The following is a 26,875-nucleotide window of genomic DNA, read 5'->3' on the forward strand; positions in this document are numbered from 1 at the left end:
CTCAGCCCTTCTGTTCTGATCTTATTTACAGAATAGCATGTTTTAATGAAAATGAGGAGCCTACCGCGCCTTCTCCAGAGCAAGCTTAACACCGAATCCAATGAGAATGGTCCCGGTCAGCCCTTCGATTGCCTTCTGAGTTTTCGGTTTTTTCATAAAAGAACTAATCTGCTGGATTAAGAGTACATATAAGAAAAACCAGACAGCAGTCAAAATGGTATAGAGCGCTCCCATAAGGAGGAATGGGAAAAATGGCGCGGTCCCCTCTTCAACAAACTGCGGCAGAAAGGTCAGGAAAAATACAGCGACCTTTGGATTAAGCAAATTCGTCAGAAAGCCCTGCCTGAAAAACGTTTTCCCTTTTATCAACGGCCCGCTGCTATTATCTTTTTCCTGTCCGCCATTCCTGATTGATAGCAGGCTTTTGATTCCAAGATAGACCAAATAAGCAGCACCGGCATATTTCAATACAGAAAAAAGCATAGCCGACTTGACAATCAGGGCGGAAAGCCCGGCAACCGCAGCAAGTGTATGGATTGCCAGCGCAGAGCATGTACCTGCCACCGTTTTGAGTCCGCCCATCCTGCCTGCAGAGAGTGTATTTCTTGTAGCAACCGCTGTATCAGGCCCTGGCAGGATGATCAGAAAAATGCACATCAAAGCAAATAAATAGAAGTTCACCATACGCTTACCCGCTTTCTTTTTATATACCAATTTATACCACCGATATGTGAATGTAAATAAAATTCTGCACAGAAAAAACAGCCAGCATGATGCTGGCTGTTTCGTCTTTATTCAGATTAGAAGCGGCCGCGATCGTCCATACGGTCTGCCAGGCTGTCGTCCTGATCGCTGCCCAGATAGGCTGTGCCGGAATCACGGTCATCTTCATCGTAATCATCCGCACCATCCACATGGGCTTTTTCACGCTTGACTGTATCCCTGACAGTCTCTGTATCCTCAACCTTCCGCTTGCCGACAACAAGCTCCTCAGTCACGACAGGCTTCTTCGTAACTTCCAGACGCTCTTCAGTAATGGGAATTCTTATATCGTCATTGTCATCGACAATCGGTCCGGCATCTCCATCAACGGCCTGCCCGTCAACTTTGCGCCGTTCTACATATACTTCATCATGGCTGACATTCACATCAACTGAACGCTCTTCTTCTACAACGTCTTTTTCAACGTGAACCTCACCGGTCTGGACGCGCTCTTTGTCAACCTGCAGGCGCTCCTCACGCAGGCGCAGGCGCTGTTCGTCAGTCAAGTCATCTTCATCAGCATAGCCGTTCAATTTATCTGCCTTGACACCCTCTACATCAGCAGAGCCGGTCAATTCATCTGCCTTGACGCCCTCTACATAGCCGTCCGGCTCGTCGGTCAGTCTGCCTGTACGCATTCCTGCAGTGTTTGCCATGCCGGCTGTACCTGCTGTATTATTCGGACCGGTTACTGCCCCATAGCCTGTGGCATCAAGGGTCGGAGCAGCAGGGCTCGTAGGGTTTGCTTCATTAGCAAGTGTCCGGTCTCCATAGTATTGATCATAATCCTTATCAACGTACAGCAGAATTTTTCCCGCCTGAATATCACTGTAATAGCGGTCAGCCTCTGCATCTGTCAGTCCCATATTCTGCATTCCTCCGCGGACCTCATCCTCACCGGTCAGGAATGACATGAACTTGTCCAGCCATGAACCGCCGTCTGCATCCGTTCCTTCCACTTCTGCACCGGTTCGCCCTCTTACCATAGAGATATCATCGGCATCCTTCGCAACCGCATAAATATCCGATTCTCCGTAGCCCTGGAGTTTTAAGTCGTCAATCTTCTTGATTGCTTCTTCCTGTGTATCGAATACTCCAATGAACTTTTTGTTGTCATTCATCATGATTACCTCCTGTATTTTTAGATTTTAATATGCTTTTTAATTACCCGATGGACTCTGCTGGAAACATACAAAAAAAGTTCTGCCTCATCCAGCCTTTCCAAGATGTTCTATTATTCAGGTGTAGTTGTTATGTACCCGCACTGCCTGTCAAATAATTTATGGAAATAGAGGAATATCAAACAGATTTTTCCATTACCATTTCCCGCCGAGCCGATTTCATGAATTAAAAAATGGATTATGGTAATTTTAATGAGAGTAAAATAGAAGGAGTTGACGAGATGCGCAATAAAGAAGAATTAAAGCAGGAGATTCTGGACGCTTACCATTTCCGCCACGCAACAAAGGAATTTGATCCAGATAAAAAAATCCCGGAGGATGACTTCCGCTTCATCATGGAAACCGGCCGTCTCTCTCCAAGCTCATTCGGATTTGAGCCTTGGCGCTTTGCTGTCATTGAAAGCCCGGAACTTCGGGAAAAAATTAAAAACGCTTCCTGGGGTGCTTACAGCAAGCTGCCTGATGCGAGCCATTTCGTCGTCATTCTGGCGCGGACCAAAATGGATACTAAGTATGACTCGGATTATTTAAAAGACCAATTCACCAATGTTCTGAATATGCCTTCTGATATACTCGAAAAATACCTTGGCCGGGTTGAGGAATTCCAGAAAGATGATTTCAAGCTTCTTGAAGGAGACCGTCCGCTGTATGACTGGGCTTCCAAGCAGACCTACATCGCCCTTGCTAATATGATGACAGCTGCTGCCCAGATTGGCATCGATTCCTGTCCGATCGAAGGCTTTAATATTGAAAAAATGAATGAACTGCTCCAGGAGGAAGGCATCCTCGAGGACGGCCACTTCGGCATATCCGTCATGGTTGCATTCGGCTACCGTACAAAAGATCCGCGTCCGAAATCAAGAAGGGCTTTCGATGATGTGGTAAAAACATATTAAAAGGGAAAAGGAAGATTCTGCTCTTCCTTTTTTTAATGTAAAAAGGAGAATGCCCCATGGACATTCTCCTTTTCTCTATTAGTTTTCAGCCAGCTTTGGTGCAGTCTTTTCCTGTGAAGATTTTGCTTCAGATGGTTCTTCAGCCGGCTTGGCACGCTTGATGAAGAAGGCAAGCACAAGGGCAACACCAGCAATGAAGGTTGCCACAAGGAAAGCATCATTGATGCCTTCAAGCATAGCCTGCATGCCGATCTGCTGCTCCATTTGGGCAAGCGCAGCTTCTGTCGGCTGGACGCCGGCATTTGACCCTGCCGACTGCTGCAATGCATCAGCAGCAATCTCTTCAGCATGGGTTTTGGTCCGCGTTGACATGATTGTCACAAGCAACGCTGTTCCAATCGCGCCAGATACCTGGTTCAAAGTGTTATTCATCGCTGTTCCGTGCGGATAGTACTGGGCTGGCAGCTGGTTAAGGCCATTAGTTGATACCGGCATCATAACCATGGACATCCCAAGCATACGGACAGAGTAAAGAATGATCAAATTTGTATAAGTTGTATCAAGAGTAAGCTTTGAGAACAGGTAAGTCGTTACTACAGTGATCGCAAGTCCGATGATCGCAAGCACGCGGCCTCCGAATTTATCGAACAAACGGCCGGTAATAGGCGACATGAATGCCATGATGATGGCTCCAGGCAGAAGCAGAAGCCCTGCATCCATAGGCGAGATTCCGCGAAGGGTCTGCACATAGATCGGCAGAAGGATCATCCCTGAGAACAGTGCCATATTGACTACCATTGTAATGGCTGATGATAAAGCAAACATCGGATATTTATAAACCCCGAAGTTCAGCATCGGGCGCTCCTGCTTTGTCTGGCGCAGGATGAAAATAATCAGCGAGATAACACCCACTGTAATGGTTACATACACATGCGGGCTGTCCCAGCCTTTGTCCCCCGCGGAGCTGAACCCGTAAAGGATTCCGCCGAAACCGATGCTGGACAGGATAAGAGACAGCATATCCAGGCGGATGTTCACTTTTTCCTTCTTATCCTTCAGCAGGAAGAATCCGACAAGCAGAACTACTGCCGCAATCGGAGTAATGAAGTGGAACAGCATTCTCCAATCATAGTGCTCAATGATCCATCCTGACAGCGTAGGGCCGATTGCAGGTGCAAACATGAGGATCAGTCCAAATACACCCATCGCCGTTCCCCTTTTTTCAACAGGGAAGCTGATCAGCATAACATTCATCAAAAGCGGCATAAGAATAGCCGAACCTGATGCCTGAAGCATCCTTCCAGCCAGCAATACCGGGAAAATATGCGCAGTTCCGGCCAGCACAGTCCCCGCTGTAAATAAAAGCATGGCTGCAAGGAACAGCCTGCGTACAGAATATTTTTGAATAAGGAAAGCAGTTGTCGGGATTAGAATTCCGTTTACGAGCATGAAGCCGGTAGTCAGCCATTGAACGGTTGATGCGCCGATTTCAAGCTCCTTCATGATAGAAGGCAGCGCGATATTCAAGAGCGTATTATTCAAGAAAGCAATAAAGGCGCCAATCATCAGAACCGCGATCATACCGTACGGCGGCCTGCCTGTATTATTTATTTTTTGTTCCATTTTTTCCTCCTATACTTTAAGTCCAATATATTGGACTCCTGTTTCACAAAACATATCATATACCATCGGTACAAAGATTGCAATCATTAAATTCCGTTGAAATAACTGGATTTGTTTTGGCATAATAAATGGTGTACTATAAAATTTATACAGGCAGTATACTACTTAAAAAAGGTGATTTTATGAATGACAGGAAACAGCATGTGATCAAAATGGCACACCAGCTGTTTATCGATAAAGGCTTCCAGGCCACCAGCATTCAGGATATCCTGGAGTACAGCGGCATCTCCAAAGGAACCTTCTATAATTATTTTCCATCTAAGAATGAACTCCTGATTGAAATGGTCAGAAGCATCTATTCCCAGCTGGAAAAAGAACGCAATGAACTGCTCATTGGCCAGGATCCTGCCGATATAGATATATTCATCCAGCAGATCGAGCTTCAGCTGATAACGAACCGAGCGAATAAGCTGATCGCCCTTTTCGAAGAAGTCTACATCTTAAATGATGAAGACCTGAAGGAATTCATCAAACGCGGACAGCTCCGCATGCTGCGCTGGCTGTATCAGCGGTTCATCGACCTGTTCGGCGAAAGCAAGAAATACTATCTTCTTGACTGCTCGATCATATTTCTCGGGATCCTTAATCAGAACTTGAAATATCACACAATTGCGAATGAAGTGAATGCCAGCATCCACCAGGTGGTACAGTACAGTGTAAAGAGAATTGTGAAAATGGTTGAAGAGGTATCCAGTACAGAAGACCAGCTGTTTCAGCCTGAACTTCTGGATAAATGGGCGCCAGACTGCAGACACCCAAATCCCGGCTTCCAAAAGGATCTCCACCACACGGTCCTAACGCTGAAAAAAGCAATCAACAAAGAAGAGCCTAAATATGTGGAGCTTCTTGATTTTATACAGGAAGAGCTTCTAAGATCCAAGAATCCGAGAAGGTTTTTGATTGAGAGCACATTGGCAACCATTAAGGCAAGCGGCTTATTCAAACCGATGGATACCGACAAACTTGAACAGCTTATTTCGGCATTTTTTGACCAGATCAAGGAACCGGCATAAGCCAGAAACCCGCTGTAATTGCAGCGGGTTTTATGATTGGATTAAAACATGCTTAAACTGTAATTCTTCGACAGCAGTTCCAAAAGCCGGATCCCTGCAATGCTGTTTCCCCTCTCATCAAGGGCCGGCCCGAAGATGCCAATGCCAAAACGGCCAGGGACCGCACCCATGATCCCTCCTGAAACACCGCTTTTCGCCGGGATCCCGATTTTGATCGCAAATTCGCCTGAAGCATTGTACATGCCGCAGGTTACCATAAAGGTCTTGCAGATCCGCGCGATGTCCCTAGGCATGATTTCCCCGCCTGTCCGCGGGTCTTTTCCATCCAGCGCAAAAACAAGGCCAATCCTCGCCAGGTTCAGGCAGTTCATTTCAATAGCACACTGCCTCGTATATAAGTCGAGCAGATGTTCTACTTCTTCCTGGATAACATCATGCTGCTTCAGGAAATAGCAAAGCGCCCTGTTCAGGTCGGCTGTCCTCAATTCGGACTCTGCTACTTCCCGGCAGTAGCCGATCGTTTCATCATCTGCGAGCAGCCGGACGAAACCAAGAAGCTTCTCGAAACGCTCATCAGGAGAACTTCCTTCCACCATGTGTGTAACGACAAGCGCCCCTGCATTAATCATGGGATTCAGCGGTTTGGCAGGCGCCATGGTCTCAAGCTTGGCAATCGAGTTGAACGGATCGCCCGTCGGCTCCATCCCCACACGGTCGAACACATAATCAGGGCCCCTTTCCATTAAAACATAGGCCAGGCTGATTACTTTTGACACACTTTGAAGCGTAATCTTTTCCTCAACATCACCGGCAGAGACGCATTCGCCGCCAGGATATTGGATCGCAATGGATAAATCCCCCGGATCCGCCTTACCAAGCGCAGGGATATAATCGGCCACCCTTCCGTGCACCGTCTCCTTCCGCGCTTCCTCAACCAGTTTTTTTAATTCATCACTAGAACGGCATGCCATTTTCATCACCCGTTTTAGTATTGGTCAGAGTGTTTGGAAGTATGTGAAAAGGCAGCCTGGTTGGGGCTGCCTCAGTTTTATGGATTATTGATCTTTTAGGGTGATTTTTGCCACTGCTTCACAATGCATCGTCTGCGGGAACATATCAACCGGCTGGACTTCCTCTGTCTTATACCCGCCGTCTTCAAGGATCCGCAAATCGCGGGCAAGCGTGGCAGGATTGCAGGAAACATAGACCACTTTTTTCGGCTTCATGCTTAGAATCGTCTGCAGCAAGGCTTCATCACAGCCTTTGCGCGGCGGATCGACAACCAGGACATCCGCCTGGTTTCCTTCCTTATACCAATCAGGGATGACCTTTTCCGCTTCCCCAACCGCAAACTCCGCATTTGTTATCCCGTTAAGAGCCGCATTGCGTTTGGCATCCTCAATTGCCTCAGGCACGATTTCCACTCCAAAGACCTTCTTTGCCTTTTGAGCGAGGAAAAGAGAAATAGTGCCGATTCCGCAATAAGCATCTATGACGCTTTCTTCGCCTGACAGATCTGCATATTCAAGCGCCTTCTCGTAAAGCACCTTCGTCTGCTCCGGATTGACCTGGTAAAAAGAGCGGGCTGAGATGGCGAACTTGATATCGCCAATATAATCGTAGATCACTTCTTCGCCCCAGATGACACGGGTGACGTCTCCAAAGATCACATTCGTTTTCTTCGGGTTCACATTATGGACGATCGACTTGATTCCTTTTATGCTCGCTGCAATTTCCTCGGTGATCTTTTTCCGGTTCGGAAGCTCATTGGTCCTTGTAATCAGCACGACCATCACTTCTCCGGTTACAAGTCCATGCCGCGCCATGATGTGGCGGAGCTCACCTTTATGGCGCCCTTCATCATAAGCCCTGACTCCATACTTGGCGCAGATCTCTTTGACTGTCTGGACGACTTCATCATTTTTTTCCTGCTGGATCAGACACTCTTTCATATCGATGATCTGGTGGGATCGCTGCTGGTAGAAGCCGCCGATCAGACCGCCTTCATGCTCGCCTATCGGCACCTGTGCCTTATTCCGGTATCTCCACGGCTCACTCATCCCGAGAACCGGATGAACCTTCACGTCCTCAAGCTTTCCGATCCTTGTAAGCACATCACGCACCTGCTTTTTCTTTGCCAGCATCTGGCCCTGATAGCTGAGATGCTGCAGCTGGCAGCCGCCGCACTCCTTATAAATCGGGCAGGGAGCAACGACACGGTGCGGGCTCTCTTCATAAATCTCCATCAAACGCCCAAACCCGTACCCTTTATTCACCTTCGTCACCTTCACCTGGGCCCTCTCGCCCGGCAGGCCATTCGGCACAAACAGCGGATAGCCATCCACCTTCGCGACTCCCGCCCCATCATGCGTCAAATCTTCAAACATTACATCTATATAATCATTCTTCTGAACTGGAACAGTACCCTTCATCACGTTCGTCCTTTGCTGTGTTAATTTCCGTGGCTCTATTGACTAGCAAGATTGTACCACAAAGGGTGGGGGAAAGCGAAGGTGGTGGAGATTTTGGGGAGAGTGGGGTTAGCAGTGAGCTGGGCTGGGTTTGAGGGATAGGCGGAATGGAGTTGCTAATATATTGAAGGAGTTGCTAATAAAATCGGAAAGTTGCTAGTATATGGGAAAAGTTGCTAATAAAACGGGAAAGTTGCTAATAAACTTGAAAAGTTGCTAATAACCGGAATGTGCGGCCTGCTTGCAGAGTCCCCCGATCTAAGGACAGTCGCAAATATATGCCGAAAGTCACAAATATTATTGAAAACTCGCAAATAAAAATCATATCCCGCAAATAAATCCCAAAACTCGCAAATAACCGCCTCCCCTGCCACATTCTCACTAGCTGAAACCAACCGCATGCACATGAAAAACACACAAAGTTTCCCCACCCCTGATACAGCAGCAAAGTAAACCTTTTCATCCCCAAATCGCGTCAAAACTGGGGATTTTGTCAAAACTTTTTTGTTTTAAAACATGAACAAAGGCGATATGATGGTAATATTCTATTTGGCGAAGGGGTGTGAGAAGATGAGAAAGGCGAGAGCTGTTTCAGCACTGCTTTTAATGACAATCCTGTCATTTTTGTTCGTTCATTATCAGCCAATCCATCAGGATCACCAGCCCGTCCATGAAAGCAAGGCAGCCCTTCTCGGAGAAACCGGGGAATCATTCCAGCTGACTGCGGATGAAAAGCACGAACCTTCCGCATTACCCGGCAGTTCCACTGTTATCCTGCTGGCAGCTATCATGGTATTCCTGGCTGTCCGCCATCTTGCTTTCGCACTTCATCATTTTTTCCTGAAAAGCGTCTTTTATCAGTCCAACTATGTGGACCGTTCTCCTGCATTGTTCAGCTAAAGCTAAACAAACAATAAGGAGGACAATATTATGTGGATTCGATTCTTAATGATCGGCGCTTTTTCATTAACGGCGTCTACTCTGTTTCTTTACCAGGGAATGGAGATTTACCACGCAATTACTGATTTGATTAAGCATAAAGCATAAATAAGATGAGACAAGGCGCGGGAGCTTTTCCGCGCCTTTTGTAAAACAAAAAAAACAGGGAAGAGACACCAGCTCTCTTCCCTGTTTCTTATTCCTCCACAGTTTCGTACGGCCGGTCTTCCTTGCGGATTTTATCGATTGGCACGAATACTTCAAGATGGCGGTAAAGATTGACGAATTCAGCAGGAAGCAATCCGCCGAATTCTCCGTCCAGGTTCAGCTGGACTTTTTCTTTGGAGGTAACTTTTATCCGGTTGGCCTGTGTATAGATGACATGGGGATCATGGATATGCTCTCCTCTTACTGCCATGGATGCAATCCGGATGAAATCGGCGAGATTCGTCTTTTTCAGGATCAGCAAGGAAAACAGCCCGTCATTGATCGACGCATCCGGGGCCAGGCGTTCAAAGCCCCCAACCGAGTTGGTAAGCCCGACCAAAAAGAGCATGGCTTCACCTTCATACAGCTTCCCATCGTATTCAATGCTGACTTCCGTGGATTTGATCGAAGGAAGCATTTCAATGCCCTTCAGATAATAGGCCAGCTGCCCCAGCATGGTTTTCAGCTTGCTCGGCACTTCATACGTAAGCTCGGTCAGCCTTCCGCCCCCGGCTATATTAATGAAATATTTATCATTGAACCGGCCGATATCAACAGGAATCGTATCGCCCTGTATGATGATATCAACTGCAGCCTGTACATCGCGGGGAATATGGACCGCACGGGCAAAGTCATTGGTCGTGCCGCACGGAATGATGCCAAGCTTCGGCCGGTACTCCTGCTCGGCCATCCCATTGACCACTTCATTGATCGTTCCGTCTCCCCCGGCTGCTATGACCAAATCATATTTCCGTTCCACTGCTACACGTGCCGCCTTAGTGGCATCACCCTCACAGGTTGTAGCATGGCACGAGGTTTCATAGCCCGCTTCCTCCAGCTTCTGCAGCACCTCTGCCAGATTCTTCTTGAAAATTTCCCGTCCAGAGGTTGGATTATAAATGATTCTTGCTCTTTTCATACCCATCATCCTATTAATAAAATTGACGCTCAATTCAAAACTGTCCATTACTTTTTCCTTAATATAGGAAATAAGCTTCCTTCATAATTTTAACACCATACAGTTTGAAAAGCATAATTTTACCCTTAATTTTTTCGATTATGCACCTTGGCATTATACCCCTTTTGGCGATAATTATCCTCTCTCTGCATCAGCTGCTGAAAAAATAAAAAACCTGCCGGCGGCAGATTTTCAGGGATATACCGGTGAGGTAATTCTCAGCCTCATCCACTCTTAATATACGACATCATAAACTGCTTAAACGTCTGAAAAACTTTATCTGAAGGAAAATCATCAAAGAGGATGCGCTGGATATTCGTTCCGTCAACCACCACCCAGAACATATTGGCGATAAGACGGGAATCGGTTTCAGCTGCAAATTCTCCCGACTCCTTGCCTTCTTCTACAATTTTGAGGATAAGGTCAATAAAGAATTGATTGCCTCGCTGTTTCAGCACTCTGCTGATCTCTTCATTCCGCGAAGAATGAAGTGTAAATTCATAATGGACGACGATGTAATCTTTCATGTCTTTATCCGGCCTTGAGCGGCTGTAGCGGTCAAAAAGATAAGAAAGCCTGGCACCGGCGGAATCAAGTGCCTCGATTTCCTTCAGGAGGCGGTCATTAGCTTCCTCCGTCTGCTCCATCATAAGGGTGATATAAATATCATCCTTGCTTTTAAAATAGTTGTAGATGGCACCCTTGCTGATGCCTGATTCTGCAACGATGTCGTCGATGGATGCAGCCTGGAAGCCTTTCCTGGCGAAGCATCTCAGCGCACTGGCCAAAATCTCCTTCTTCTTATTCCGTTTATACTCCTCTGATACAATCGGAGGCACTCAATTCCCCTCCCTGTTTGTGCTCATAGGACGGAACTCATGCCTGAGAATGCCCATGATCAGATTGTCGTAGTGGACTCCATTCCAAAGCAGTTCTCCTCTGAAAGCCCCTTCCTTTACAAATCCCAGTTTTTCATAAGCCCTGATGGCCCGGCTGTTATACTCATACACATTGAGATACACGCGGTAAAGGCTGAGTACTTCAAAGGCATATTGAAGCAGAAGCGAAATAGCCTCCGTTCCAAGCCCCTTTCCGTAATGCTCTTTTTTATAAAGAGCAATTCTGAGGCTGGCATTTTTATTGATATAATCAATTTCCGTCAGAGCCAGATCCCCTATCGCAGCTCCTGTCTCTTTGTCTGTTATGACAAGATCGATCCGTGATTTGGCTTCAGCAAAGTTCTTATAGGCTTTTTCAAGGCTGTCTTCTGTAAAAAAGGTCTGTGTCCCTGTAAGCTTCCTGAACTCAGGATCGAGGAGGGCCTGATAAATATGGATGCTGTCTCCTTCTCTAAAAGGCCGCAGACTGACCCGGTTTCCTGTAAAATAGTTTTCCATCACGCAAAATCCTTTCTATCCGCAGCTTTTTGCACGCTTCTCCATCAGCCCTGCAAAAAGTTCCCCATGCTCTTTGGTAATAACAGCATCTTCACCTATCAGCCCCTCTTTCACCAGTTCTGTTCTGATTCTATCTAAGAACAGCTCCTTAATCGCACCTGACCGGCAAGGCTGGATATGCCCGGAAAGCTCCCATATCCATTCTTCCATATGGATGCTCTTGCTCGTTTTCTTCATCTCGCTTGAGATTCTTCTTCTGCTCATCTTTCTCACCCGCTTTTCTTAAAACAACCGCATTGTGTTTCCCTGTTTCCCCATTAAATAAACCAATTAGTTTATTTAATTATAAGGATATATATCTAAAAATTCAAACATTTTATCTTTTACTTGATTAAAATGCATAGAGTCCTGATTTGGCGCTCTTTGCTTTCCGGATCTCCCTGAATGCCTTCTGCTTTTCTTGACGAAACTTCTCTCCTTTTTTAACGTATAAAAAGAAAAAGGCAGATGGAGGTTTATATGAAGAAAAAGAAGCCGAACTTCAAAAACAAAAAAATTAAAAGGCCGCAGTCTGTCCTGGAATGGCTGACTGCAATCTCTGGCATTGGAAGCCTTTTCTTTTTGATTTGTTCGCTCGTTCTTTGGGGTGTGTCCGGATTGATTAACGATTTCCTCTGGTCGGAGGTACTCAGCTTAATTATTGCTGTCTCTATATGCCTTTGCGCAGGCCTTGCTTTCCTGGCTTTAGTATGGACTGCAGAAAGCTGGTCGGGGGGAATTATTATCTCTCTTTTTACCATAGTATTCCTCGCATCCGGGGGATATTTCATACACGAAGCCCATCTGCTCTACAAGGATAAGGATGCCTATGAAAATAAAGAGTTCCTGTTTGTAGAAGGTGTTCCAGATGAGGCAGAGTACGATGATCCCGAAACAGGCACCGAGTTTGTAAAGGAGCTTATTTTTGATGATTTGATGGTGGACGTGTATTCCATGGATATCAGCCGAAGCTATTATGAAGAACGGCTGGAGGGAAGGAAGCTGAAGATCGCCTACCTCCCAAACAGCCATTATGCGGTAAGATGGTGGATTTTAGAAGAGCAGCAGGCCTTATTCTCTAAACAGCTCTTTGAATCGGCGGGCAGCCTCTTCCTGCTCCCCTCTGTTTGAATCGGGGGCGTATTCCCAGCCCTTTTCCTTAATCAGTTCACTGTATCTTTCCTGTATCCCTGTCTGCTGAAGTGCCATCTGTATGTGAATGCGGCGGACATTCGGGGTTTTCATATCAAGTGCCGAGCTGAAATTGGTGCCGGCCATCGACTTTGCCGTGTTTCTCGCTTCCAGGGCGATTTCCTGATCGCTCATCCTTCCCTCCGTATCGGTGCATACCATTTCTAATGGTTTCAGTTCCTGAAGGGCGGCTGCAGTCACTCCTTCATTTGTCTCTGGATTCATCAGCTTGATCATCACATTTACATGGTTTTTCATCACCACAGCCTGTTCATACAGTATTTGTTTGAGCCTCTCATCCTCCGCCAGGCAAAAATACAGCTCCAGCTTTCCAAGGACACCTTTATGCACCATTAAATGCTCTGACATCAGCCCAAGATCTATCGCTTTTATAATCATTCCAATCCCCCCCATTGTGTATATATTTATATATTGAAAAGATATCCCATTCATGAACAAAAAAAGGCAGCCCGCTTTCGAAGCAGGCTGCTGTATGTTATCCAATTATGATTTTTTCCTTCGGATAATGATATCTTTCCTTGTTCGGGGTTCCCCTGATCAGGAACAGGAAGGACAGAATGCCGATCCGCCCGATGAACATCAGCAGGATGATGATGATTTTCCCTGCATCCGTCAGATCCGCTGTAATTCCCATGGAAAGGCCGGTTGTCCCGAATGCAGAAGCCACCTCAAAGGCAATCTGCAGAAAGGTGAACTTCGGATCAGTGAAGGTGAGCAGGATGACTGCCAGGCTGCAAATCAGGATAGCGGTTGCGAACACAATGTAAGATTTGATTACATCCTCCTGCATGATTTCCTTTTTAAACACTTTGATATGCGTATTGCCCTTGGCATATGTGTAGATGCTCAGCACCATGATAGCGAAGGTGGTTGTCCTGATTCCTCCGCCGACACTGCTGGGAGAGGCGCCGATAAACATCAGGATAGAGATAAAGAACAAGGTTGGCTCTGAAAAATCGCTGATATTCATGGTTGCGAGCCCCCCATTCCGGGTTGATACAGATTGGAACAGCGCGTAGAAGAAGGATTCATGCCACGATTTATCAGCAAAGAAATGATTATATTCAAAAAGGCAGATAAACGCAGTACCCAGTACAACCAGCAGAAAGAAGGTCACGGTCGTAACTTTGGTAAAAAGGGTGAACTTATACGGAATCGTACCGCGATGCCGTATAAATTCTCGTATCTCAATCAATACAGGAAAGCCGATGGCCCCGACGATCAGCAGGATGATGTTAATGAGCTGCACAAAATAATCATCAGCAAACGGGATCAGGGACTGCCCTGTAATATCGAAACCCGCATTGGTCGTTGCACTGACAGAGGCAAAGAATCCCTGAAGGAACGCCTCCTGCCAGGTAGGAAAATACCTCAGGAAATGAAAGCCAAGAATGATGGCGCCAATTAATTCAATGGTTATAAAGATAACAAGAATACGCCTGATAAGCACGACCAGTCCAGCAAGATTGTACTGATTCTGATCGGTCATGATCAGCTTCCTTTTTCTTAACCCGATTTTCTTTCCAACAAGCAGCCAGAAAAAAGTGCCAAGCGTCATAATCCCTATTCCGCCGAACTGCAGGATAAAAGCAAAGATAAAAGTGCCTGGCACACTGAGGATCTCGCTGACATTCACAGTGGAGAGGCCCGTGACGCTGATGGCGCTGACTGAAGTAAAAAAAGCATCTATAAAGGACAGTTCAACGCCTTCCTTCAGGGTGATCGGCAGCTCCAGCAGTACAGCCGAAAGAATAACAGCAAATAAGTAGAACAGAACAATCAGCTGCGCGGAAGATAACCGCTCCAGGACTTTTTCAATAAATGTCTTCATATTTCACCAACGTTATGTAAGAGTATGAGTCTTTTCAGTATACCCAATTTTCACCCTGCTGTTAATTCCTGCCTTGTTAAGGTTCCCGTAAGGTTCTGTTCACAGCGCTGAAATTTCCGGCCTGTATACTTGGGAAAAAGACATTATGGGAGGAAATAAGATCATGCACCATTTATTACTCGCAGCACTCATTATTCTGGCGGCTGCGTCCAGCTATATTTTCCGCGACGGGCTGACAGACCGCTCTTTAATGGTTTCGAGCATCCTTGTTATCCTGAATATCGGCATGTACATGAGGGCAAAGGCTAAAAAAGAAGAAACAATCAAAAGCAGTTCCGCACAAGAAGTATAAGGATAACAAAAAGATGCAGGGCCCAATCGGCCTTGCATCTTATTCTGCAGCTGTATTCAAACTCACACTATAGCTGCCGGAAATGCTGATCCGGTGCTCTCCGCTGCCAGACTGGTAGGTTGCATCCTTTCCGCCGCTGCCGGAATCTGCATATCCCTCTTCAGCAGAGGGCTTTTCTTCTTTTGTCACCTTCCAGTCTCCCTCGCTGCCCTGAAGATCCTTTATATCAAAGGCATTTACCTTCAGGCTGCTTTCTTCCTGGATATAAAGGGAGACATGGGATACCTGTTCAACACTCCAGTCGCTCATCAGCTCCCTCGGCTTCATGGTCACCGTGTTGCCGCTTCCTGTCACTTCAAGCTTCACACCTTTAGGAATAAGGAGCGTGGCATCTGTGGAGGCGTATCGTTCAAACGGCCCCGCTGTTTCATTCGGGAGCTCTTTGACCGTGATATAGAGCGAGTCGCCGTTCCGGTGGGAACTGACATAATCTGAGGGCTTTGAAACCAGTTTTTCGTTTTTGCCAGTCATTGCCCTGTAGGTGCCAAACATGGAAACGTCTTTCCCGGAAGCACCTTCAATAGTAATCGGGGAATTTCCGGTCTGGACAATAACCCTCTTAATGCTTCCATCCAGCTTTTCGGTGAACTCAGGCAGATCCATAGTCCGTTCTTCCCTGCTCACCACATCATCCAATTTATCCAGAATGCCCGTTGAGCTGACTGCCGCAAATCCGATGCCGGCCGTGCCGAGAATGCCGACAAAGAGAATGCTGAGAAAATCATATTTCAAATAAGGCTTTTCCTGTTTGGAAAAAAGCAGGAAAAGCAGGATTTCCGCTCCCAGGATTACGAGGATGATCGGCCACCATGACATCATGGCATAGCCGAAATCCATATCAAGCATACGCGAAAGCAGCAGGAAAACCCCAAGGAAAAGCAGTGCCGCCCCCATGGAAAATGTACCAACACGCCATGTCCTCATTCCTTTATTCCGCCCTTCATTTTTCTCATCCATGCCCAAATTAATCAACCGCCTTTTCTTTTACAGATTTGCTGCCAAGAAGGAGGCGCAGCCCGCCGCCGATCAGCAGGATGCATACAATGCCTGTCTGGAAGTAGCGGTCAAACCAATAGCGGATGTCTATATCAATCATGTTATACAGCATTGGAGAAATGGCGGGAAGGACGATGCTTGTTGTCAGATAGTACAGCCCTACAAGGACCAGGCCGATCCCCACCCATTTCTGATGATTGATGAAATACGAAATGATCGGCGTATCCTCCAAAGGCTCATTTCCATATCTGGATGATTTCTGGAGTCCGTCGAAGAAACTGTAGAACCAGATGATCGGAATCAGGAACAGGAAGATCCCCAGCCTAAGTACATCCAGGATATAAATGGAGAACAGGAAGGCAGCCATCAGCTGAATGCCCCGCCGCTGCAGTCCGAGATACAGATGGCCTGCTCCCGGAAAAATGGACAGGAATGTGGCAATAGATTTGCTTTTCTTGCCTTCATCCCGCTTCGACTCGAAATCCTCCATGATTGTACGGTCCACCAGCTCTTCTCCCCGATGCTTACGGTTCAGCTGCTGGATGCTATCAAAGAAGCCGTATACCCAAATAACCGGCAGGATCGCCCAGAATACAAGGAACTCACTTCGATGGGTCAGCACCGACACAAACAGCACCATCACACCAAGACCAAGAAAAGCGGTCAGGAGCGTTAATCCCCGGTTCATCAGGCCCAGCTGAAAGTGTCCAAGACCAGGCACAAAGGACAAGATGATGGTAAAAAAGCGCTCCGACTCCTGGCTTGCTGCCGGCTTAGCTGATCCGGCAGCCCCGCTGCCATCCGTAAAGGCTGTGCCGCCCTGCTGGTAGAGCTTTGATGCAGTGATGGCCGTATCAATAAAGTTGACGAAATAGATCAGCAGGCCGAACAGTGCAAATATGATTGCCCCGTCCCCGTAAACATACATGCTGATCAAAGCCACCGTTAAGATCATCAGCCCGAACACAGCTGCTGTATAAAATAAACCTCTAAGGGTCTTTCCCAGATAAAGCAGGCCTCCCCCAGGGAAAAAAGCTAAAAGAAAAGCGATAATCGGATTTTTCTTCATTATTTATTTGCCTCCTTATTCTTCTTCTCGATCGTATCCATCCAGGCAAAGGTTTTATCCACTAGCCCTTCTGTCACAGATGTTTTCTTTTCCTGGAAATCCGGATCCTGAACAGCTCCAGCATACTGGGTGATCGACTGGAAAACACCGGTCGTCATGAGCAGGATGGTCATTGCCGCTGCAAGGGAGTAGTGGAACAGCGGCGACTGGTAGAATGGCCTGCGCTTCTTTTCTTCATAAACCGGAGGCTGGGCAGGCTCTAATGCTTCTGCTGAGATTTGCGCCATCACCAGATCAGTGAAGCCTGAGCCGCTTTCCATTTGCGGCAGCTCTGTTACCGCAACTGCCTCCAGATAGACGTCGAGGCACTCATCACAGCTGTACAGATGATTTTCATAAACTTCCCTTTCCGCCTCTGCCAGTTCATTATTCGCATACCGCTTCCACTCTTCATACGTAAAGTGCTTCATGAGAAATCATCCTCCTTCCAGTGCTTCCTCATCCATAAGCGCGCTCTGTAGAGCTTTGTCTCCACAGTCTTCACCTGGACATTCTGTTCTTCCGCTATTTGCTGATAGCTTTTTTCAGCTATATAAAAGTCATAGATTACATCTCGATAATTATCAGGCAGCTGGTGAAGCTTTTCCCTCACCCGTTTCCGCCTTTCCTTATTCATAACTTCGGCCTCTACAGCCTCTTTTTGGGTGCCGTGAAGCTCATATCCGGCATACTCAAGGGAATCCTCCCTGCGCCGGTCCCTCTTTCTTTTTACATCAATAGCATGATTGACTGCAATTCTGGTGATCCAGGTTTTAAAGCCCTGGTCCTCATATTGGGGGAGAGAGGAATAGATTTTTATAAACACTTCCTGAGCGGCATCTTCCGCTTCCTTCCGGTCCCTTAATACTGCAAAGATTGTCCGGAACAAATCATTGCTGTATTTTTCAACCAGGAGCCGGAAGGCATGCTCCTTGCCGCTCTTCGCTTGCTGGATAAGAACTTGGTCGCTAATCTCTCTCTCTCCCCCTTTCTGGCAGCTTCCAACGTAATAGACGAAACCGGGATAAAAGACCCCTACAGGTTTTAAAAAAAAAAATTAAAAGTCCTTTTCATTCTATCATCCCCCATTCCGGATCCCACTGGAATCAAAAAATCCCGGCTCTTCAGGCCGGGATTTCCTTTAATACTTTTTCAGTAGTACACACTTCCGCAAACTCCCCATGGAGGATGGCAAGCTCTGTTTGATGAATATGACCGGGAGAGAAGACGGTGCCGTCGTGGCCTTTCCGTTCAAAGGATGCACAGGCATCCTCCGGCAGCCAGACTGAAAAGCCGAGATTAGCTGCCATCCGGACAGTGGTTGAAACGCAATGGGGTGTGGTCAGCCCGGCAATGACAAGCTCTTTGCTTCTTAGATTTTTAAGCAAATCTTCAAGGGGCGTGCCGATAAACGCACTGTTGACGCTTTTCTGGATAATGCTTTCCCCAGCTGCAGGCTTCACCTCTTCCTTGAATTGATGGCCGATGCTTCCTTTGAAAAATAAAGACTCCCTGCTTTGAGAGGTATGCTGGACGTGAATCACCGGCAGATTGCAGTTTCTCCAATGCTTCAAAAGCCTTGCAGCTTCTTTTTCCGCACCAGGATTATTCCGCTCACCCCAGGAAAGATCCTCGAAGGCCTTCTGGATATCAACCAACAGCAGAACAGCCATCAGGCACCCTCCTTCCCTAAAGAACAAAAATCGTATAAATCAAGGCTGACAATCATTTTATGATAGCCGTCAAAAAGATTGATGAGTGCCAGCAGCTTCATGATTTCCTTTTCGTCATAGGAATTTTTCAGCCACTCCAAATCCGAGTCTTTTAAGAGCCGCGGATTGGATCTGTAGGTTTCCAGAAAATCAAACAGCTTCCGGTCCCAATGAGAGAAATCCGAGAAATTATTGTGCTCCACAGCATAAGCGATGGCTTCATTCTGTTCCATTCCGCCGGTATACGAGAGGCTCATGCAAGTCGCACATCCATTTTTATTAGCCAGATATAAACGCACCTTCTCTTTTACGTCCAGGCTGATTCCTTCCTCATTCCACAGCTGCTCATACAGGGCATCATACAGGGCGGCCACTTCTGGCACATAAGCCAGCGCTTTTTGAAAATTGGTCTCCCCCTGTTTTTCATTCAATTTGATTCTTGGCATTTGCAACTCCTCCTTTGCTTTTATAATAGAAGGAATTAAAATAATAATGAATTAAATCTGAAACCAGTTTATACCGATACTCGTTTCAAATGAAATATGTTTCTACCAAGGAGGCTTACAAATGATAATCGATGAGACAGACAAGCGTATTTTGCAGGAGCTGGAGAGAAACGGCCGGCAATCAATGAGGGAGCTGGCAAAGAAAGTAAACCTTTCAGCCCCTTCAGTCACAGAACGCGTCAGACGCCTGGAAAGTGAGGAAATCATCAAAGGATACACCATTTCCATTGACTATAAAAAACTCGGATATGGGATTGAATGTTTTGTAGAAGTCACCTTGCGGCAAGGAGATTATCAGAAGTTCAGGGAAAAAATGGCTGAGGTCCCCAACGCGGAATTCTGCTCCCGTATAGCCGGCCAGGCCTGCTATCTCGTCAAGCTGAGACTGAAAAAGCTTGAGGATATTGAAGGATTCATCAATGAAATTACACCTTATGCAGGAACAGTCACCCATATTGCCCTGTCGGAGGTGCCTGTGAACAGCTTCTTCCTGGAATAGGCGCATAATCCATGGATAGCATCGAATCCTATAAACACAGGAGGTGCTTTTTATGGAAGAACAAAAGAAGGACAAAAAGGTCGGGGAAAAAATGAAGTCGATGGACGCGATGGATCAGGGGCTCAATATCATCTCCCAGGCATTCAACCGGGCAACGGGCGTTGATGAAGGAAATGACGGAAGAGAGGATCAGCAGGATTACAAATAACTGCAGTGGTCTTTATGAACAAATAAAATAGAGCCAGAGGAACTTCCTGGCTCTTATCCCCATCCTTAGTCATTCCCGCCGGAATCCCCGGATTTCCCTTGATTTTTTGTGCCTTTGCTTTTATATGGCTTGGCGCTTTTTGCTTTTTTGGCACCCGCCTGCCAGCGGTTCCACCCTTTCTTTCCAGTTCCGCTGCCAGTGCCGCTTTTTCCTTTTTTTGCTTTGGTCATCAATAATCAGCTCCCATGTAACTGTGAAGCGTTCTTCCTGCCAACACACGGTCCGCAGCAAGGCTTGCACATGAACATTAGCATACCATATCAGGAGCCTGCTAAGCGAACTACTTCAGCATCTCATTGGCCATTTCAGTCAGCTCTTTTTTGTGTTGATCTTCCGGAATGGCTTTGTTATTGTACATAATGGTGTACTGAACCTTATCCCGCAGAAAGGACAAGGTGTTTCCCTGATACATGCCCTCTGCCCCTCCTTCAAGCTCCACTGGTTCGGAATTGGGCTGCTCGGAGGATTCGACCGGGTAATCAGCAAAAACCATCAGCAAGTAATCCTCTTTTTTGCTTTTTGGAATGGCCTTGAATTCCGCCTTGATTTGTTTTCCGGTATGGTTCATATCCATAATAGCCGGCGGCTGAAACCCCTCCCCATCAAACGGCAGCTTTTTCGGCAGCTTCATTTCAAACGGGAGCGCATCGAGTCCCTCTTCAACAGTCTGCGCTTCATATGTAACAGGAATTTTTTTGGCCTGTTCTTTATCCACGTCGGCCATCTCCACTTTTTTCAGATTATCTGTATCCAGTTTTCCGCTCTGCATATTCTGGCAGCCTGCAAGAAGGCTTGCGGCAAGGCCGATCATGAGGAGTTTTTTCATCTATTGTCACTGCTTTCTTGTAAGGATGCTTTTATTATATCACACAAAAATACATATTCTGCCAGATTCCACAAAGATGCTCTATGCACTTTTTACAATTAAGCCGACAGGACGGTATACTATAACTAAATTCCATTATAAAGGATGCAGGCTATGAAAAAATATATTGTGATAGGTGCAGGGATATTGGGCGCCTCAGCTGCCTACCACCTGGCAAAATCGGGGAACCGGGTGATCTTGGCGGACCGGAATGAAAAAGGACAGGCTACTGCCGCTGCTGCCGGCATTGTCTGCCCATGGGTATCGCAGAGGCGCAATAAAGATTGGTACCGGCTTGCTAAAGCGGGGGCACGCTATTATCCGGAGCTCGTGAAGGAGCTTGAGGAACGCGGCGAGCCGGATACAGGCTACAGCAGGGTTGGTGCCCTTATCCTGCACAAGGAAACCGATAAGCTTGAAAAAGCGGAAGAGCGGACATTGAAGCGGAGGGAAGAAGCACCGGAAATCGGGGAAGTCACTCTTCTTACCCGGGAACAGACAGCTGAGGCTTTCCCTCCGGCTGATAAAGAGTTTGCAGCAGTGCAGGTCAGCGGAGCCGCCCGGGTAGACGGACGGGCACTGAGGGATTCCCTGATCCGTGCGGCAGAAAAGGAAGGGGCAGTCTTTCTCGAGAAGGATGCTTCACTGATCTATGAAGGAAACCGGGTGACAGGCATCCTTGCCGGTGAAGAACAATGGGAGGCAGATGCTGTCATCGTCTGTGCCGGCGCATGGGCAGCGGAAATATTCAAGCCGCTCGGCATTGAAATGGATGTCAGCTATCAGAAGGCCCAGATTGCCCACCTAAAGCTTCCGGATGAAGCAACTGACAGCTGGCCTGTCCTTATGCCCCCCGGTGACCAGTATCTGCTTGCCTTTACCGGCGGACGGATTGTTGCAGGGGCAACTCATGAAAATGATGTATCCGGTTTTGATGCGAGAATCACAGCCGGAGGCATGCAGGAGGTCCTTGCAAAAGCCCTCTCTACAGCTCCCGGCCTGGCGGATGCCAGTCTGATAGAAGCCAGGGTCGGTTTCCGCCCCTTTACTCCCGGCTTCCTTCCGGTCATCGGAGCTGTCCCTGGGTGGGGAGGCCTGCTCACTGCCAACGGTCTTGGCGCCTCCGGCCTGACGATGGGGCCGTTTCTTGGACAGCAGCTTGCAAAGCTGGCATTGGGGCATGATACGGACATTGATCTCAATCCTTATCACGTTCAAGGAGCTTTAAAGGATCAAAAAAGCGAGTGACAGGAAAAGAGCCCGGCTAATTAGCAGCCGGGCTCCTTCTTTTATGGTTTCTCAGGATTTCCTATCCGATTGAGCGGGAAGTAGCGGAACTTGGCTTCCCCAACGACAGACTCATCAGAAATGAATCCAAAGCTTCTGCTGTCATTGCTGTTCAAACGGTTATCGCCCATCACAAAATATTGATGCTCCGGCACGACAAGCGGTCCAAAATTTTCTGTCAGATGCTCAATGCCGAACTCTGCCGCTTCCTTGCGGTTTTCAGCCAGATATGGTTCATCCACTTTTTTCCCATTCACAAAAAGCTGGTCGTCCTTCACAGAAATTTCATCCCCTGGCAGACCGATCACCCTTTTTATATAATCATCCTCGGAATCAGGCGAATGAAATACAACGACATCCAAACGCTCAATCTTGCTGAGCTTGGTCACGATCACTTTATTCTGATTCTGGAAGGTCGGCATCATGGAATCGCCCTGGACAGTCACCGGCGCAAATATAAACTGGCGGCAAATAAACGCAATGACGAGCGCGAGGGCAATCGATTTGGCCCATGAAATCCATTCAGACTTTTTGCTGTTCCCTGCCATGGTCATTCTCCTCTCAAACACTATATGAATCTATTATAAGCGAAAAGAATGGCATATGCACATTTCGGTTTGAAAAAGCGCTCTGTACTGAATGTCCTCCATCAGTCACTTTACCGGATTCCCTCCTGAAGAATAGCTATAGTGCAGAAATGCGCAATCTCGTGTGAGGCACTGGCCCCATAGTGTGCCTCCAGCTCTTCTTTCAGGCGCTGCAGCAATCCATCTCCTTCCTCTTTTGAGAGGTCCGCCAAATAGGATAAAGAAGCAACTCTGTTCAGCCATTCTTCATTGGTAAAATGGACATCATATGGAAGCGCATACAAATCTTTCAGCCCGAACCCTGCCTCTTCCCACTCACGGAACCACTCTACAGGAAATCCATTGATTCTTTGGCTTGACTCTGCCTTGCTTCCGGCAGGTTTAAGCTCTGCTCCTTCTTTCTTCAAAAAATCAAAAGTGATTTCCACAAGCCTTTGGTCTGTCTTGAATCCTGTATCTGCCACAATCAGGTGACCCTTCGGCTTAAGAATCCTGGTAATTTCCCTGAGGGCTTCTTCCCTGTCAAACCAGTGCCAGGCACGGAGCACCGTCGCCATATCATACTCAGCCCCGTCAAGGCCTGTATTTTCTGCAGTTCCTTTTTTATAAGGGATTTCAAGATACTTGTCCCGGCTGATCCCGGCGGCTTCCTGTAGAAGCTTTTCTGAGGGATCGATTCCGACAGCGTCTGCTTTGCGGAAAATCAGCCTCCTAGTCAGCGCTCCTGTCCCGCAGCCCAGATCAACCACTTTTTTGCCGGTAAAATTAATATTTCTTAGATGAAGGCTATCAAACAGACTATTTGGAACATCGTTCCGGGAACGTGCATATTCACTTGCCCTGTTTCCAAAATCAACAATACCCATTCCGCCACATCCTTTTTCAAAATATTAGGAATTTAAATCGGGGTATGCTCATTATATGGTAGAATGAAAGCAATTACAATTTCTCTCACTTTATTTCTGCTGTAAGGCTGGCAGAAAGGAGGATTTATGAATTTTGCTATTCTTGCAGCCGCCTATTTGATCGGCTCGATTCCAACCGCCCTTCTGATTGGCAGGTGGCTGTTCCAAATCGACATACGCGAGCATGGCAGCAATAATCCCGGGGCAACCAACACCGTCCGGGTCCTTGGAAAGCGGGCCGGGATTGCCGTTCTTCTCATTGATGCAGGCAAGGGGGCACTTGCCGCAGGTCTGCCTCTCCTTCTTCATACTGACCTGGATCCGCTCTACACCGGACTGATTGCGGTTGCGGGCCACTGCTTCCCTATTTTCGCTGGCTTCCGCGGGGGCAAAGCCATTGCAACAACCGCAGGGGTGCTGCTGGTTGCCAATGCCTGGATGTTTCTGGCGGCCTATGCAGCGTTTGTCGGAGTCATTTATGCAACAAAATATGTATTTTTCGGTTCAATCTCTGTCGGAATTGCCCTTTTCATTTTTTCTTTATTTCAGCCCGGTTGGACCCATGAACTTATATTTTTCTTTTTTACAATCTTTCTGATCATCCTGCACCGTTCAAATATCTCAAACTTCCGCCAAAATAAAGAGCCAAAGATCAATGACAAAAACTTAAAGAATGACAGGATACCTGCGAAAAAAGGGCCGAAGCAGGCTTGAGAGCTGTGATGGCTCTCTTTTTTTTGTTGTATAAACAAGCCCGGTCCGCCTTCTGAATGGCAGATCCTTTGAATGAAAAAAATACCTGTTCATTTCCCAATCTGTCATATCCATTCCATTTCGGGTAGAATGGTAGAGGTTCACCCATATCCTATGGGCATCATCTCAATTTTTTTTGCAAAAGGAGTTACCTAAATGAAGGAAAAATTAAAAGCATACCGCTTTCCCATTATCCTGTTTGCTTCAATTATCATTGGAAGCATTATCGGGTTCGTTTTCGGAGAAAAAGCGGAAGTAATCAAGCCGCTTGGGGACTTATTCTTAAATCTCTTATTTATGTTAGTAGTACCGCTCGTCTTTTTCACAATCTCATCGGCTATCGCCAATATGAACAGCATGAAGCGGCTCGGAAAAATCATGGGCAGCATGATGGTTGTATTCATTGCTACAGGCATTATTGCCTCTATTGTAATGCTGGTTGCGGTAACAGCCTTCCCGCCGGCCCAGGGGACTGACATCCCTCTGACACAGCCGGAAAATACAGAAGAGCTGAGCCTGCCCGATCAGTTGGTCAAAACCTTTACTGTGCCTGACTTTATTGAAATCTTCTCCCGCAAGAATATGCTCGCTTTAATAGTCTTTTCAGTCCTGGTTGGGGTGGCTTCAGGCCTTTCTGGTGAAAAAGGACGCCCTTTCACAAAGTTTCTGGTCAGCGGTTCAGAAGTCTTTATGAGGCTGATCAATCTTGTCATGTATTATGCACCCATTGGACTTGGCGCTTACTTTGCGTCACTGATAGGCGTATTCGGTCCTGAACTTCTCGGAGATTATGCCCGTGCCGTAATCGTCTATTACCCTGCTGCCATTCTTTATTTCCTGATCGGCTTTACGCTTTATGCCTTTATTGCCGGGGGTCGCAAGGGAGTGGCCCGCTTTTGGAAAAATATCTTTTCCCCTGCTGCCACCGCTCTTGCCACTGGAAGCAGCGTTGGCTCATTGCCTGTTAACCTGCAGGCCGCCAAACGAATCGGCGTGCCTAAAGATATTAGGGAAACCGTTCTTCCGCTCGGCGCAACCATTCATATGGATGGCTCCTGCCTGGCGGCCATATTGAAGATTTCTTTTGTATTCGGCATTTTCAATATGGATTTCACTGGCCTGGATACCTTTTTAACAGCAATTGGCATCTCGCTGCTTGCAGGGACAGTCATGAGCGGTGTGCCAGGAGGAGGCTTTATTGGCGAGATGATGATCATCACACTTTACGGCCTGCCAATCGAGGCGCTTCCGATCATTTCAGCAATCGGCGTAGTGGTCGATCCGCCAGCCACTGCCGTCAATGTCACCGGAGATACCGTTTCCAGCATGCTTGTAACTAAACAGCTGGAAGGGAAAGACTGGATGGATAAACACTTTGAAAAAGAAGAGGAAGCTATCATTTAACACCATGCCCCCTGAATGAAGGGGGCATTTCTCATGTTATAATGAACCAAAAAGTATACAGGAGGTACTCAATGAATTCTATCTTGATTGCAAGCACTGCCGTCCTGATGGATGGCCGGCTGCTCATGATTAAGGAACATAAAAATGCGGCTGGTCCCACCTGGAATTTCCCCTCCGGCCATGTGGAGCCCGGGGAAGATATAATTGCGGCCGCCCGGCGGGAAACAAAAGAAGAAACAGGGCTGGATATTAAAATTGCGGAATCGGCAGGAATCTTCCAGTTTACCAGCAGGACAGGCCACCCTATTCTCCTTTTTCAATTTCTTGCTGAATTTGCCGGCGGCACTATTAAATTAGAAAATGGGATGACAGAATATAAATGGATGACAGCTCAGGAAATTCTCAGCATGGACGATAACGGGCTGCGGGAGCCCGGTGTAATCAAGCAAATAGCCCGCTCTATACTGAAACAAAGTTATATCCCTCTCTCTTTCTTTCATACCATCTCTTAATTTTTACTTTTTTTGGAACTTTTTCTTTCTTTAATCGTAAAAAAAGAAGCATGGGGGCAAGCCGGCCAACTTTGAAACACACATCCTTCCATACGCCGCTTCCTCTAATAATGGAAAGGAGATGAATTCATGAAACGTTTTGCCATCATCCTTGCTGCTTCCTTGACCATCCAGGCCCTGCTGCTTTTCTCCATCTGGCATTTCTTCTTTTCCGGCTATGGCCTGATTGATTTCTCATTCTTATTTTCCGCTCTGTGGTTTGCTTTCGTCTTGTTTTTTTCCAGCACAGGCGATGCTTGGACCAACAGAGTCATCGCCAGTTCATTCATGAACCACCGGGATACAGGGCACAGGGAAGCCAGAGAAATGTTCCACATCAGAGTCAATCCCCTGCTCGCATCCTCCCTGCTTATGCTCGCTGCTTCCCTTGGATTTTCTTTTTTGTTCTCTTGAACAGAATACAAATAAAGCT

The 26,875-nt window shown here is 47.0% G+C and carries 33 protein-coding genes; 12 read left to right on the top strand and 21 right to left on the bottom strand.

What is annotated here, in order from left to right:
* Positions 1 to 60 precede the first annotated feature (60 nt).
* Both ABU165_RS11175 and ABU165_RS11180 read right to left on the bottom strand, forming a co-directional pair.
* Positions 61 to 684 (bottom strand): LysE family translocator, encoded by a 624-nt coding sequence (locus ABU165_RS11175; protein ID WP_148950649.1) that lies wholly within the window; start codon positions 682 to 684, stop codon positions 61 to 63.
* 116 nt (positions 685 to 800) lie between these two features.
* A complete protein-coding gene (locus tag ABU165_RS11180) occupies positions 801 to 1,883 on the bottom strand; it encodes a YsnF/AvaK domain-containing protein (protein ID WP_353762662.1) in 1,083 nt (360 codons plus the stop codon).
* A gap of 281 nt (positions 1,884 to 2,164) precedes the next feature.
* Here ABU165_RS11180 and ABU165_RS11185 point away from each other — a divergent pair, with 281 nt between their 5' ends.
* Positions 2,165 to 2,839, top strand: a complete 675-nt coding sequence (locus ABU165_RS11185) for an NAD(P)H-dependent oxidoreductase (RefSeq protein WP_009792501.1) — start codon at positions 2,165 to 2,167, stop codon at positions 2,837 to 2,839.
* 78 nt (positions 2,840 to 2,917) lie between these two features.
* Here the strand turns inward: ABU165_RS11185 and ABU165_RS11190 are convergent, their stop codons facing one another.
* A complete protein-coding gene (locus ABU165_RS11190; protein ID WP_009792502.1) occupies positions 2,918 to 4,462 on the bottom strand; it encodes a DHA2 family efflux MFS transporter permease subunit in 1,545 nt (514 codons plus the stop codon).
* A gap of 182 nt (positions 4,463 to 4,644) precedes the next feature.
* Here ABU165_RS11190 and ABU165_RS11195 point away from each other — a divergent pair, with 182 nt between their 5' ends.
* Positions 4,645 to 5,535: a TetR/AcrR family transcriptional regulator gene (locus ABU165_RS11195; RefSeq protein WP_148950650.1), complete on the top strand. Its 891-nt coding sequence runs from the start codon at positions 4,645 to 4,647 to the stop codon at positions 5,533 to 5,535.
* A 41-nt stretch (positions 5,536 to 5,576) separates the two neighbouring features.
* Here ABU165_RS11195 and glsA read toward each other — a convergent pair whose 3' ends face one another.
* Positions 5,577 to 6,506, bottom strand: coding sequence for a glutaminase A (glsA, locus tag ABU165_RS11200; protein WP_148950651.1), 930 nt, complete (start codon positions 6,504 to 6,506; stop codon positions 5,577 to 5,579).
* An 84-nt stretch (positions 6,507 to 6,590) separates the two neighbouring features.
* The gene (gene rlmD, locus ABU165_RS11205; protein ID WP_148950652.1) at positions 6,591 to 7,967 is read right to left on the bottom strand and encodes a 23S rRNA (uracil(1939)-C(5))-methyltransferase RlmD; all 1,377 of its coding nucleotides are present in this window, start codon (positions 7,965 to 7,967) and stop codon (positions 6,591 to 6,593) included.
* 609 nt (positions 7,968 to 8,576) lie between these two features.
* On the opposite strand from rlmD, the gene ABU165_RS11210 reads away from it, so the two are divergent.
* Complete coding sequence (locus tag ABU165_RS11210) at positions 8,577 to 8,906, top strand: hypothetical protein (protein WP_022543270.1); 330 nt, start codon at positions 8,577 to 8,579, stop codon at positions 8,904 to 8,906.
* A gap of 235 nt (positions 8,907 to 9,141) precedes the next feature.
* Here the strand turns inward: ABU165_RS11210 and ABU165_RS11215 are convergent, their stop codons facing one another.
* The 4 genes from ABU165_RS11215 to ABU165_RS11230 form a co-directional block, all read right to left on the bottom strand.
* Positions 9,142 to 10,071, bottom strand: a complete 930-nt coding sequence (locus tag ABU165_RS11215; RefSeq protein WP_022543268.1) for a diacylglycerol kinase — start codon at positions 10,069 to 10,071, stop codon at positions 9,142 to 9,144.
* Positions 10,072 to 10,334: 263 nt separating this feature from the next.
* Positions 10,335 to 10,949: a TetR/AcrR family transcriptional regulator gene (locus ABU165_RS11220; protein WP_009792509.1), complete on the bottom strand. Its 615-nt coding sequence runs from the start codon at positions 10,947 to 10,949 to the stop codon at positions 10,335 to 10,337.
* A complete protein-coding gene (locus tag ABU165_RS11225; protein WP_306009453.1) occupies positions 10,950 to 11,507 on the bottom strand; it encodes a GNAT family N-acetyltransferase in 558 nt (185 codons plus the stop codon).
* A 15-nt stretch (positions 11,508 to 11,522) separates the two neighbouring features.
* Positions 11,523 to 11,771, bottom strand: a complete 249-nt coding sequence (locus ABU165_RS11230; RefSeq protein WP_318060658.1) for a hypothetical protein — start codon at positions 11,769 to 11,771, stop codon at positions 11,523 to 11,525.
* Between the two features lie 255 nt (positions 11,772 to 12,026).
* On the opposite strand from ABU165_RS11230, the gene ABU165_RS11235 reads away from it, so the two are divergent.
* On the top strand, positions 12,027 to 12,677 hold the full coding sequence (locus tag ABU165_RS11235) for a hypothetical protein (RefSeq protein WP_318060659.1): 651 nt from the start codon (positions 12,027 to 12,029) through the stop codon (positions 12,675 to 12,677).
* Here the strand turns inward: ABU165_RS11235 and ABU165_RS11240 are convergent.
* Together ABU165_RS11240 and ABU165_RS11245 are read right to left on the bottom strand one after the other, a co-directional pair.
* Entirely contained in the window at positions 12,618 to 13,136 is a 519-nt protein-coding gene (locus tag ABU165_RS11240; RefSeq protein ID WP_318060660.1) for a spore coat protein, read from the bottom strand. The two genes, ABU165_RS11235 and ABU165_RS11240, sit on opposite strands and share 60 nt — an antisense overlap.
* A gap of 97 nt (positions 13,137 to 13,233) precedes the next feature.
* Positions 13,234 to 14,589, bottom strand: a complete 1,356-nt coding sequence (locus ABU165_RS11245; RefSeq protein WP_009792514.1) for a TrkH family potassium uptake protein — start codon at positions 14,587 to 14,589, stop codon at positions 13,234 to 13,236.
* 163 nt (positions 14,590 to 14,752) lie between these two features.
* On the opposite strand from ABU165_RS11245, the gene ABU165_RS11250 reads away from it, so the two are divergent.
* Complete coding sequence (locus ABU165_RS11250; protein ID WP_156916983.1) at positions 14,753 to 14,941, top strand: hypothetical protein; 189 nt, start codon at positions 14,753 to 14,755, stop codon at positions 14,939 to 14,941.
* A gap of 39 nt (positions 14,942 to 14,980) precedes the next feature.
* Here the strand turns inward: ABU165_RS11250 and ABU165_RS11255 are convergent, their stop codons facing one another.
* The 6 genes from ABU165_RS11255 to ABU165_RS11280 all read right to left on the bottom strand — a co-directional run bounded on the left by ABU165_RS11255 (position 14,981) and on the right by ABU165_RS11280 (position 19,263).
* On the bottom strand, positions 14,981 to 15,925 hold the full coding sequence (locus ABU165_RS11255) for a LiaI-LiaF-like domain-containing protein (protein WP_101552163.1): 945 nt from the start codon (positions 15,923 to 15,925) through the stop codon (positions 14,981 to 14,983).
* Positions 15,926 to 15,965: 40 nt separating this feature from the next.
* A complete protein-coding gene (locus ABU165_RS11260) occupies positions 15,966 to 17,066 on the bottom strand; it encodes a hypothetical protein (RefSeq protein WP_009792517.1) in 1,101 nt (366 codons plus the stop codon).
* Positions 17,066 to 17,536 (bottom strand): hypothetical protein, encoded by a 471-nt coding sequence (locus tag ABU165_RS11265; RefSeq protein WP_148950655.1) that lies wholly within the window; start codon positions 17,534 to 17,536, stop codon positions 17,066 to 17,068. Before ABU165_RS11265 ends, ABU165_RS11260 begins: the two co-directional genes overlap by 1 nt.
* Positions 17,533 to 17,994, bottom strand: a complete 462-nt coding sequence (locus ABU165_RS11270) for a sigma-70 family RNA polymerase sigma factor (RefSeq protein ID WP_396349988.1) — start codon at positions 17,992 to 17,994, stop codon at positions 17,533 to 17,535. Before ABU165_RS11270 ends, ABU165_RS11265 begins: the two co-directional genes overlap by 4 nt.
* Positions 17,995 to 18,229: 235 nt before the next feature.
* A complete protein-coding gene (locus ABU165_RS11275) occupies positions 18,230 to 18,778 on the bottom strand; it encodes a cysteine hydrolase family protein (protein ID WP_148950656.1) in 549 nt (182 codons plus the stop codon).
* Positions 18,778 to 19,263, bottom strand: coding sequence for a carboxymuconolactone decarboxylase family protein (locus ABU165_RS11280; protein WP_009792521.1), 486 nt, complete (start codon positions 19,261 to 19,263; stop codon positions 18,778 to 18,780). Before ABU165_RS11280 ends, ABU165_RS11275 begins: the two co-directional genes overlap by 1 nt.
* A 121-nt stretch (positions 19,264 to 19,384) precedes the next feature.
* Between ABU165_RS11280 and ABU165_RS11285 the strand changes: the two genes are divergently transcribed.
* Together ABU165_RS11285 and ABU165_RS11290 are read left to right on the top strand one after the other, a co-directional pair.
* Entirely contained in the window at positions 19,385 to 19,822 is a 438-nt protein-coding gene (locus ABU165_RS11285; RefSeq protein WP_129613844.1) for an Lrp/AsnC family transcriptional regulator, read from the top strand.
* 52 nt (positions 19,823 to 19,874) lie between these two features.
* Complete coding sequence (locus tag ABU165_RS11290) at positions 19,875 to 20,030, top strand: hypothetical protein (RefSeq protein WP_009792523.1); 156 nt, start codon at positions 19,875 to 19,877, stop codon at positions 20,028 to 20,030.
* A 65-nt stretch (positions 20,031 to 20,095) separates the two neighbouring features.
* Here ABU165_RS11290 and ABU165_RS11295 read toward each other — a convergent pair whose 3' ends face one another.
* A complete protein-coding gene (locus ABU165_RS11295; protein WP_009792524.1) occupies positions 20,096 to 20,260 on the bottom strand; it encodes a DUF3934 family protein in 165 nt (54 codons plus the stop codon).
* A 110-nt stretch (positions 20,261 to 20,370) separates the two neighbouring features.
* Positions 20,371 to 20,916: a putative periplasmic lipoprotein gene (locus tag ABU165_RS11300; protein ID WP_009792525.1), complete on the bottom strand. Its 546-nt coding sequence runs from the start codon at positions 20,914 to 20,916 to the stop codon at positions 20,371 to 20,373.
* Between the two features lie 153 nt (positions 20,917 to 21,069).
* Here ABU165_RS11300 and ABU165_RS11305 point away from each other — a divergent pair, with 153 nt between their 5' ends.
* Entirely contained in the window at positions 21,070 to 22,203 is a 1,134-nt protein-coding gene (locus ABU165_RS11305; protein ID WP_311225126.1) for an NAD(P)/FAD-dependent oxidoreductase, read from the top strand.
* A 41-nt stretch (positions 22,204 to 22,244) separates the two neighbouring features.
* Here the strand turns inward: ABU165_RS11305 and lepB are convergent, their stop codons facing one another.
* Together lepB and ABU165_RS11315 are read right to left on the bottom strand one after the other, a co-directional pair.
* Positions 22,245 to 22,796, bottom strand: a complete 552-nt coding sequence (gene lepB / locus ABU165_RS11310) for a signal peptidase I (protein ID WP_009792527.1) — start codon at positions 22,794 to 22,796, stop codon at positions 22,245 to 22,247.
* A 104-nt stretch (positions 22,797 to 22,900) separates the two neighbouring features.
* The gene (locus ABU165_RS11315; protein WP_129613841.1) at positions 22,901 to 23,695 is read right to left on the bottom strand and encodes a class I SAM-dependent methyltransferase; all 795 of its coding nucleotides are present in this window, start codon (positions 23,693 to 23,695) and stop codon (positions 22,901 to 22,903) included.
* Positions 23,696 to 23,821: 126 nt separating this feature from the next.
* Between ABU165_RS11315 and plsY the strand changes: the two genes are divergently transcribed.
* From plsY to ABU165_RS11335, 4 genes are all read left to right on the top strand, one after another.
* Positions 23,822 to 24,448 carry a glycerol-3-phosphate 1-O-acyltransferase PlsY gene (plsY, locus tag ABU165_RS11320; protein ID WP_022543262.1) on the top strand — a complete coding sequence of 209 codons (627 nt, stop codon included), beginning with the start codon at positions 23,822 to 23,824 and terminating at the stop codon, positions 24,446 to 24,448.
* A gap of 195 nt (positions 24,449 to 24,643) precedes the next feature.
* Positions 24,644 to 25,891 carry a dicarboxylate/amino acid:cation symporter gene (locus tag ABU165_RS11325; protein ID WP_129613840.1) on the top strand — a complete coding sequence of 416 codons (1,248 nt, stop codon included), beginning with the start codon at positions 24,644 to 24,646 and terminating at the stop codon, positions 25,889 to 25,891.
* A 71-nt stretch (positions 25,892 to 25,962) separates the two neighbouring features.
* Positions 25,963 to 26,403, top strand: coding sequence for an NUDIX hydrolase (locus tag ABU165_RS11330; RefSeq protein WP_165352688.1), 441 nt, complete (start codon positions 25,963 to 25,965; stop codon positions 26,401 to 26,403).
* A gap of 129 nt (positions 26,404 to 26,532) precedes the next feature.
* Complete coding sequence (locus ABU165_RS11335; protein ID WP_311225127.1) at positions 26,533 to 26,856, top strand: hypothetical protein; 324 nt, start codon at positions 26,533 to 26,535, stop codon at positions 26,854 to 26,856.
* Positions 26,857 to 26,875: the final 19 nt, after the last annotated feature.

Source organism: Cytobacillus sp. T106 (assembly GCF_040492155.1).
GTDB classification, from domain to species: domain Bacteria; phylum Bacillota; class Bacilli; order Bacillales; family Cytobacillaceae; genus Bacillus_AB; species Bacillus_AB infantis.